Annotated in this window: 10 protein-coding genes; 7 read left to right on the forward strand and 3 right to left on the reverse strand. The window is 64.5% G+C overall.

From position 1 onward, the window contains the following. Positions 1–777 precede the first annotated feature (777 nt). A complete protein-coding gene (locus tag ACFPWW_RS12350; protein WP_377311853.1) occupies positions 778–1,329 on the forward strand; it encodes an isochorismatase family protein in 552 nt (183 codons plus the stop codon). A gap of 72 nt (positions 1,330–1,401) precedes the next feature. Here ACFPWW_RS12350 and ACFPWW_RS12355 read toward each other — a convergent pair whose 3' ends face one another. The 3 genes from ACFPWW_RS12355 to ACFPWW_RS12365 all read right to left on the reverse strand — a co-directional run bounded on the left by ACFPWW_RS12355 (position 1,402) and on the right by ACFPWW_RS12365 (position 3,902). Beyond that, positions 1,402–2,184 (reverse strand): phosphodiester glycosidase family protein, encoded by a 783-nt coding sequence (locus ACFPWW_RS12355; protein WP_377311854.1) that lies wholly within the window; start codon positions 2,182–2,184, stop codon positions 1,402–1,404. 475 nt (positions 2,185–2,659) lie between these two features. Continuing rightward, a complete protein-coding gene (locus ACFPWW_RS12360; RefSeq protein WP_112706472.1) occupies positions 2,660–3,034 on the reverse strand; it encodes a hypothetical protein in 375 nt (124 codons plus the stop codon). Positions 3,035–3,398: 364 nt separating this feature from the next. After that, the gene (locus ACFPWW_RS12365; protein WP_112706471.1) at positions 3,399–3,902 is read right to left on the reverse strand and encodes a GNAT family N-acetyltransferase; all 504 of its coding nucleotides are present in this window, start codon (positions 3,900–3,902) and stop codon (positions 3,399–3,401) included. 369 nt (positions 3,903–4,271) lie between these two features. Here ACFPWW_RS12365 and ACFPWW_RS12370 point away from each other — a divergent pair, with 369 nt between their 5' ends. The 6 genes from ACFPWW_RS12370 to ACFPWW_RS12395 all read left to right on the forward strand — a co-directional run bounded on the left by ACFPWW_RS12370 (position 4,272) and on the right by ACFPWW_RS12395 (position 6,860). Then, entirely contained in the window at positions 4,272–4,481 is a 210-nt protein-coding gene (locus tag ACFPWW_RS12370) for a cold-shock protein (RefSeq protein ID WP_112573109.1), read from the forward strand. Between the two features lie 141 nt (positions 4,482–4,622). Continuing rightward, positions 4,623–4,907, forward strand: a complete 285-nt coding sequence (locus tag ACFPWW_RS12375; protein WP_112573106.1) for a cold-shock protein — start codon at positions 4,623–4,625, stop codon at positions 4,905–4,907. A gap of 26 nt (positions 4,908–4,933) precedes the next feature. Beyond that, the gene (gene rpsU, locus ACFPWW_RS12380) at positions 4,934–5,173 is read left to right on the forward strand and encodes a 30S ribosomal protein S21 (RefSeq protein ID WP_112573104.1); all 240 of its coding nucleotides are present in this window, start codon (positions 4,934–4,936) and stop codon (positions 5,171–5,173) included. A gap of 39 nt (positions 5,174–5,212) precedes the next feature. After that, the gene (locus ACFPWW_RS12385; protein ID WP_112706470.1) at positions 5,213–5,419 is read left to right on the forward strand and encodes a hypothetical protein; all 207 of its coding nucleotides are present in this window, start codon (positions 5,213–5,215) and stop codon (positions 5,417–5,419) included. 207 nt (positions 5,420–5,626) lie between these two features. Then, positions 5,627–6,355: a helix-turn-helix transcriptional regulator gene (locus tag ACFPWW_RS12390; RefSeq protein WP_377311856.1), complete on the forward strand. Its 729-nt coding sequence runs from the start codon at positions 5,627–5,629 to the stop codon at positions 6,353–6,355. A gap of 130 nt (positions 6,356–6,485) precedes the next feature. Continuing rightward, positions 6,486–6,860 carry a YybH family protein gene (locus ACFPWW_RS12395; protein WP_112573098.1) on the forward strand — a complete coding sequence of 125 codons (375 nt, stop codon included), beginning with the start codon at positions 6,486–6,488 and terminating at the stop codon, positions 6,858–6,860. Positions 6,861–7,204: the final 344 nt, after the last annotated feature.

Consider the following 7,204-nt stretch of genomic DNA (forward strand, 5'->3'; position numbering starts at 1 on the left):
AACGCAAAAGCACGAGATGCGCGAAAGGAATTCCAATATGCAACTTGACACATCAGATAGTCGCTCATTCCTGTGCCTGTCACAGGAATCCAGCCACCGCGCGTCCGCGCGGTGAATGACTCCCATGTGCCGCGAGCAAACGAGTCTCTCCTGCCCAAGGACTTGGGCAGGCTGGATCCCTGTGACAAGCACAGGGATGAGGTGGGGAGGGGGCGTCGCTGCCCAAAGCGGGCGTCGGGCGTGGCGGCAAAGACCGCCGCAGCCTCTACCACCCGACACGGCCCTTTCAGCGCCACCCAGCAATGCCTCGCCCAGCCCTCGCCACCGTTCCGCCGGAAGGCCCACCCCAACCACCCCAACAGTGCCTACCCATCCCCCGCAACCGTCCTGCCCGGAGGCCCACCCCAACCTCCCTCATTCCTGTGCCTGTCACAGGAATCCAGCCACCGCGCGTCCGCGCGGTGAATGACTCCCATATGCCGCAAGCAAACGAGTCTCTCCTGCCCAAGGACTTGGGCAGGCTGGATCCCTGTGACAAGCACAGGGATGAGGGTGGGGAGGGGAGCGTCGCTGCCCAAAGCGGGCCTCGTGCCTCACGGCAAAGACCGCCGCGGCCTCTGCTGCCCGACACGGCACTCTCACCGCCACCCCCCGCACCGCCAGCCAGCCCCCGCCACCGCCTCGCTCCCATCGCGATATTTCGGGAGCGACTTGGCACGTCGCAAATGGTAGAGCTCTCTGCCAGAGCCCTTCAAGCGCGGAAAGGACCGGCTGGCCATGGCGACTGCACTCCTCATCGTCGATATGCAGATGCTCATGCAGGAGCGGCTGGATGCCGGGCGCGAGCATGTGAATGGGCAGGCGGGGGAGAATATCGCCGCGCTTGCCGCCGCCTTCCGCGCCGCGCGCCTGCCGGTCATCCATGTCCGCCATGCGGAGGCCGATCCGGCGTCGGCCATGCACAGGGATGCGCCGGGCTGCCGGCCGATGCCCTGCGCGGAGGCGCGCGACAACGAGCCCGTCTTCGTCAAGTCCACCTCGTCGGCCTTCGCCTCCACCGAGCTTGAGGGCTATCTGCACGAGGTCGGCATCACCCATCTCTACGTTGCCGGGGCGGTCGCCGGTTTTTGCGTCAACACCACCGTGCGCGCCGGCTCCGATCTCGGCTTCAGGATGAGCGTCGTCCGGGATGCCGTGCTCGGCTTCGACCTGCCGGACGCCAATCTTTCCGCCCGCGCCATTTTCGACGTGACGATGGCGCATCTGGAATCCGATTTCGCCGAGATCGTCGAGACGCGGCAGGTCATGGCGATGCAGCCGGCGGCCTAAAACAGTTCCGGCGGAAGCGGGAGCCGGTTTGGCCGGAGCATTGAAGGCGAACCCGTTTTCGCCGGAAATGCCCTAATTGCCTTTCTCGGCCACGAGCGCGACGATCGGCCCGTAGCCGCCGTGCCAGGACGTGTCGTTGCGGCCGAGGGCGGGATCGTAGAGACCGGTGCCGTTTCCGCCGTCGAGGAAGAGGGCGTTTTTGCAGTTCAGCCCGTCGCGGAAGAAGCCGGCGAAATCGTGGAAATTCACCTGCGCCTCGCTGATGGCGAAGTAGAGCGTGCCGTCGGCGGCAAGCCCGACGCCGTTGCGGCGCGTGCGGTCGGCCGAGCCGGGGATGAAGATCGGGTTGATGCGGTTTTCGACGACCAGCATCGGGCCGGACTGGGTGGCAAGGCGCGGCTTCGGCCGGCGCTTCAGGAAATCCGGCGTGGGCAGGATATGGGCGCCGGCGGCATCGAGATAGAGGATGCCGTTCGGCTGCTTGAAGAAGTTCGGCACCGGGCCGGAAAGCTTCGGCGGCGCCTGCGTATTGACCGGCACCAGCGCGCGGCCGTCCTCCACGTAGAGCCCCATCGGCGAAAAATCCTCGCGGTACATGCCGGCATTCATGGCAAAGACGAGCGCCTTGCCGCCGGCGGCGAGATCATCGGCAAGGCCCGAAAACCGCCGATAGGGCCGGCCCGCCGCATCCTTCCAGAAGAGCCGCAGCTCGGCTCTGGCGGGATCGACGGCGCAGACGATATAGGCGGCACCCGCAAAGTCCCGGCGCTGGCAGGCGGGCGACGGGCTATCCGTGGCACCGGCGGCAGGCGCGCCGGCAAGAAAGAGGGCAAGGGCAATCAGGCGGCGGAACATGGCGTCTCCCCAGTGGCGTGCCCGTTTCCTCGCCCGCAAAGATGGCGGGAGGAAGGAGGCGGGGTGTTTCTGGTGTGTCGGTGGATTGCGGGTGGAGGAAGGTTGGCGTTGTACCGTGGGTGCGACACGGCACAACAGACAATAGGCTCGACCACCGACGGGCCGAAACCCGTGCAGCCCGACAGGACAGAGGAGGTGCCCCACGGCACAACAGACAATGGAATCGAACACCCGCGCGCGACAACCTCACCCCCCGAACTTCCCCAGGATCACCCAGCTCACCTAACGTAAATCCCCTTGAATCGCCTCGCTTTTTGCCGAAAATCGCCAAAACATCACCCGATTGGGGGTGGCGGCTGGCTGGCCAGGCGCTAAAGTGAAGCCGGCCTTGTGGAGCTGGGCCAACTTGACGCGACTTGGAGGCCGTCTCTCCCGACGTGCCTCTTTTTTTGCGCTGATCGACGCGGAAGGCGGGTTAGCGCGCCTCGACGCCCAGCAGGTCGAATTCGTCGATGAGGCCGACCACTTTCTCGCCGTCGAACGTCTCGGCGCCGATGATGCTCTGGCCGTCGTAATTCTCCGCCTGCAAGACGATGACATATTTGTCCTCCTGCCGGAAATAGGCATATTGCGGGATCTCGATATCGAGCGGCTTGCCGTAGCCCTGGCCGTTCTCGCCGGCGGCAAAGACCGCCGTGCCGTTGTCAACGTCCTCCGGGGCGGCACCGCGGCCGGTCAGGAAGCCCGAGCGCGGCAGCTCCGGCCAGCGGGCGGCGCCGCTGAAGAGCAGGGCGGCGCTGAGCGCGATCGCAAGCGCCCGCACGGTCTTCAACTCACTTGCCTTTGCCATGGTCCGCTCCTGCCGGGAAAGAGGGCGAGGGAACCTGAATCCGCCTCGCATCCGCAAGCCACAGAAAGCGCCACGGGAAGGCAAGGGCAAGACGGCGCAACCGCACTGCACAATTTTATTCGCGATGGCGCATATAGGAGGCCGGCGCATCCGGTAGCCGGATACCGGCGGCGGAGAGGGACGGGCGGACCGGGCGATGGTTTCGCGCAGTTGCGGCGGCTGGATCGCTGCGCATTTTTGCTGGAATTGCGCTTTTCCCTACCGCAATTCCGGACGCAAAACCGCTGCGCACTTTTGCTGGAATCGCGCTTTTCCCTACCGCAATTCCGAACGCAAAACCGCTACACACTTTTGCTGGAATTGCTCAGGTATCCGCCTCGCGGGTCATCTCGACCATGGTCGGGCGGAAGCCCATGGCGGCGAAGAGGTTGCGGGCGGCCTCGTTGCGGTGGGCGGTGGAGAGAACGAAGCGTTCGCAGCCCATGGATTTCAGCCCGGCCATCGCCGCCTCCATCAGCAGCCGGCCGATGCCCCGGCGGCGGCTGGCGGGATCGACGAAGAGATCGTGGATCAGGCCCGCCGGCCCGCGCAGCGACATATAGTCGAAGCCTTCGGAAGCGGCATAGGCATAACCGATGAGCCGCCCCTGCGCCTCGGCCACGAGCACGATAACATCGGGCTGGGCGAGCTGGCTTTTCAGGAAATGGCCGTAACGCTGCGGCGTCGTCTTGCCCGGCTCGATGAAGCGCTTGGCGTCAAGCTCGTGGTGGAGCGCCACCAGCAGGGCGCCGAAACCGCCGAGAATTTCCATGTCGCCCGGCGTGGCGGGGCGGATCGTGACGGCATGTTCAACCGGCTTTGTCGGCATGGCGGTTCCCGTTGGGGTTTGCGGCTGGATATGTCCTACATGGTGGCGGGCTGCGTGGCTATATGGACATATGGCGGTGGCGTCCGGCCGGAGGGGCGGGGCGACACCAGGCGCATCCCCAGCGATCGGCGGAAAATAAATAATCGCCGGAAAACCAGATATTTACAGAAAAAACCTGCACCCGATTCGAAGTTTTTTCCTTCCTGTCGGTTGCCAAATCTAAAATTGTGCGTATATTGCGCTCATCGACCATTGCTTGTGACGTCGTTTCGGAGCCATTTCGCTCTCGTCAGATTTCCTTCCAAATAATCGACCCAAGCCCGCAGGGTATCGCGGGAAATCCAACGGTTGCTTTGAAAGGAGATCGTTATGAATACAGGTACAGTCAAGTGGTTCAACGCCACCAAGGGTTTCGGCTTCATTCAGCCCGATAACGGCGACACGGACGTTTTCGTCCATATTTCCGCCGTCGAGCGCGCAGGCATGCGCTCGCTGTCCGACGGACAGAAGATCAGCTACGACATCGTCCAGGACCGTCGCTCGGGCAAGAACTCGGCCGACAACCTGCGCACCGCCTGAGAATTTGTCACGGCTTCGCGCGACCACGGATGTACTGGCGCGCGCAGACGCTGACGCAGGCCCGGCCTGAAAAGGCGAGGGCCAGGGAAGGTCGGGAGCAGTCCCGGCCTTTTATTTTTCATTCCATGAGGGTAAAACGACATGGCATATCGTCGTTACCGGCCGGGCGACACGGTCGTGCTCAAGCACGGCGTGCTCGGCAGCACCCAGCCCTCGGGTTCGGGCCATATTCTCTCCGTCCTGCCTGCCGCGCAGGGCTTCGTGCATTATCGCGTCCGGTTCCATAACGAGAATTTCGAGCGCAGCATCCGCCAGGACGATATCGACGTCCAGGCATCGCCTTCGCCGCCCAAGCTTGCGCAGGCGGCGCCCGAAAAGCCGAAATCGAGCTGGATCAATGCCAATTCGATCCGCATCAGAAAATGACAGCAATCGCTGATTAAGGAGACAACTTGCAGGTACTCGTCCGAGACAACAATGTCGATCAGGCTCTGCGCGTGCTCAAGAAGAAGCTGCAGCGCGAAGGCGTGTTCCGCGAAATGAAGGAACGCAGCGCCTACGAGAAGCCCTCGGAAAAGCGCGCCCGCGAAAAGAGCGAGGCCATCCGCCGCGCCCGCAAGCTCGCCCGCAAGCAGGCGCAGCGCGAAGGCCTGGTGCCGGCGCCGAAGAAGAAGGTCGGCCGTGGCCGCTGACGCTGCGCGCCCCTGCGGACCCGAAGGCAAGGAGAAGTCATGACCGAGCCGAAGGACACGTTCTTCAAGCCCGAGAAACTTTCGCCGCAGGCGAGGGCCGAGCAGACGACCTCCGTCGCCCGCGACATCCTCGAAAGCGAGGCCGCCGCCCGGCAGAAGAAGACGGAAAAGCTGCGTGCGCTGAGGCTTGCCCAGCCCGCCCCCGAGACGCCCGCGAAGAAGAGCAGGGCGGCGAAGAAGACCTAGGGGCTTTCGGGCCTTGCCTTGTCACGGTTTTTGTATGAACGAAGGCGGCGCTCCGGTTCGGGGCGCCGCCTTTTCCTTTGTCGCGGTGGACGGTTTTTCGCCGATCGGCGCTTGCTGGATGCGCGGGGCGCGGCCTGATATGACCGAGCCCGCGCGGTCGGCATGATGTGCGAGACCCGGCATGACGTGTGAGACGGGGAGTTTTTCGTGAGGCGCGCCCAGCGGCTGTTTCAGATCATCCAGATCCTTCGCACCGGGCGCGGGCCGGTGACCGCCGAACGGCTGGCTGCCGAGGTGGAGACGTCCAGGCGCACGATCTACCGCGACCTTGCGGCGCTGATGGCGGAGCGGGTTCCGATCCGCGGCGAGGCCGGGGTCGGCTACGTTCTCGACGACGGGTTCGACCTGCCGCCGCTCATGCTCACTGCCGATGAGGTCGAGGCCCTGGTGCTCGGCGTGCATTGGGTTGCCGGCCACGGCGACCCGCAGCTGGCGAAGGCCGCCGTGGCGCTGCGGTCGAAGATCGTGGCCGCCGTCCCCGAGCCCCTGAAGAAGATCATCGAGCAGCCGGCGGTGCAGGCAAGCTCGGTGGAGGTGCCCTTTGCCGAAGGCGCGGATCTGGCGGTGCTGCGAAAGGCGATCCATGCCGGCCGCAAGATCAGCATCGGCTATGTCGATGCGCAGGGAGCCGCCACGCGCCGCACGGTGTGGCCGTTCCTGATCGGCTATTTCGAGGGCATCAGGCTGCTGGCGGCCTGGTGCGAATCTCGCGCCGATTTCCGCAATTTCCGGACGGACCGGATCACCCGCATAGAGGTTCTGGACGAGCACTTCGCCGTGGCCCCGCCGGTTCTCATGGCGCGGTGGAGGGCAACGCTCGACAGGAGCGGGCCGCAGCAGGGCGGCGGGCCGGACCCCCGGCAGGGACAGGGATAGCGCGACGGCAGCCGCAACCGGCGGCGCTCGCCGTTCTTGCGATCCGGCCTGCGCATCATGCTGACAGAGCGCTGGCAACAGGCCCGTGATATCGCTGCCTCCGCCACTCCAACAGCAAAGGTAGAGCAAGATGCTGGCCAGAAGACCGGAAGACGTAGACGCCCTGTTTTTCGACGCCATGAACCGCGCCGATCTGGAAACATGCGTGGCCCTGCATGAACCGGACGCCCGGTGGTACATGGATGCGGGCAGGACCGCCCGCGGGCGGGCGGAAATAGGGGAGGCGCTGAAGCAGTTCCTGGCGTTCAGGCCGAGGTTCAGCTTCAGGGTGAAAGCGCTGCCCGACGAAGAGGGTGCCACCGCGATGCTGGTTTCCGATTGGGAAATGGCCGGCACCGACGCCGACGGCAAACCGGTCAGGATGGCGGCCAGAAGCACCGAAGTCGTGCGCCGCCAGGCCGACGGCACATGGCTCTACGCAATCGTCTTCGGAGGCAGCGACTGATCCGGCATCGCGTTCTGCCATGCCGGGACCTTCGGACGCCCCGGAAGAGGCGGACTGCTGATGCGGTTGTGCCGAGGGGCACCCCCCTCTGTCCTGCCGGACATCTCCCCCACAGGTGGGGAGATTGGCAAGACGCGCCGGTTTCCCCAAACAATGAGCGTTGCAAACTGCTCGACGTTTGTGAGGTGCGAAGGTCCAGCCTCTGGCCGATCTCCCCCCTTGTTGTACGGCCTTGATACATACCTGACAGATGTTCGGAGACATACCTGACACTTCCGAGATGGTTTCTCGGGAGGTTTGGATGGTTTGGCGGTCGAGGTCTGTTGTGGATGAGCGTTTGGAAT

Source organism: Rhizobium sp. GCM10022189 (assembly GCF_042656325.1).
Lineage (GTDB): Bacteria > Pseudomonadota > Alphaproteobacteria > Rhizobiales > Rhizobiaceae > Rhizobium.

Coding starts and splice junctions, on each gene's coding strand:
- ACFPWW_RS12385 (WP_112706470.1), top strand. CDS start 5,213: ATGACCGAGCCGAAGGACACGTTCTTCAAGCCCGAGAAACTTTCGCCG.
- ACFPWW_RS12360 (WP_112706472.1), bottom strand. CDS start 3,034: ATGGCAAAGGCAAGTGAGTTGAAGACCGTGCGGGCGCTTGCGATCGCG.
- ACFPWW_RS12350 (WP_377311853.1), top strand. CDS start 778: ATGGCGACTGCACTCCTCATCGTCGATATGCAGATGCTCATGCAGGAG.
- ACFPWW_RS12370 (WP_112573109.1), top strand. CDS start 4,272: ATGAATACAGGTACAGTCAAGTGGTTCAACGCCACCAAGGGTTTCGGC.
- ACFPWW_RS12375 (WP_112573106.1), top strand. CDS start 4,623: ATGGCATATCGTCGTTACCGGCCGGGCGACACGGTCGTGCTCAAGCAC.
- ACFPWW_RS12395 (WP_112573098.1), top strand. CDS start 6,486: ATGCTGGCCAGAAGACCGGAAGACGTAGACGCCCTGTTTTTCGACGCC.
- ACFPWW_RS12355 (WP_377311854.1), bottom strand. CDS start 2,184: ATGTTCCGCCGCCTGATTGCCCTTGCCCTCTTTCTTGCCGGCGCGCCT.
- ACFPWW_RS12365 (WP_112706471.1), bottom strand. CDS start 3,902: ATGCCGACAAAGCCGGTTGAACATGCCGTCACGATCCGCCCCGCCACG.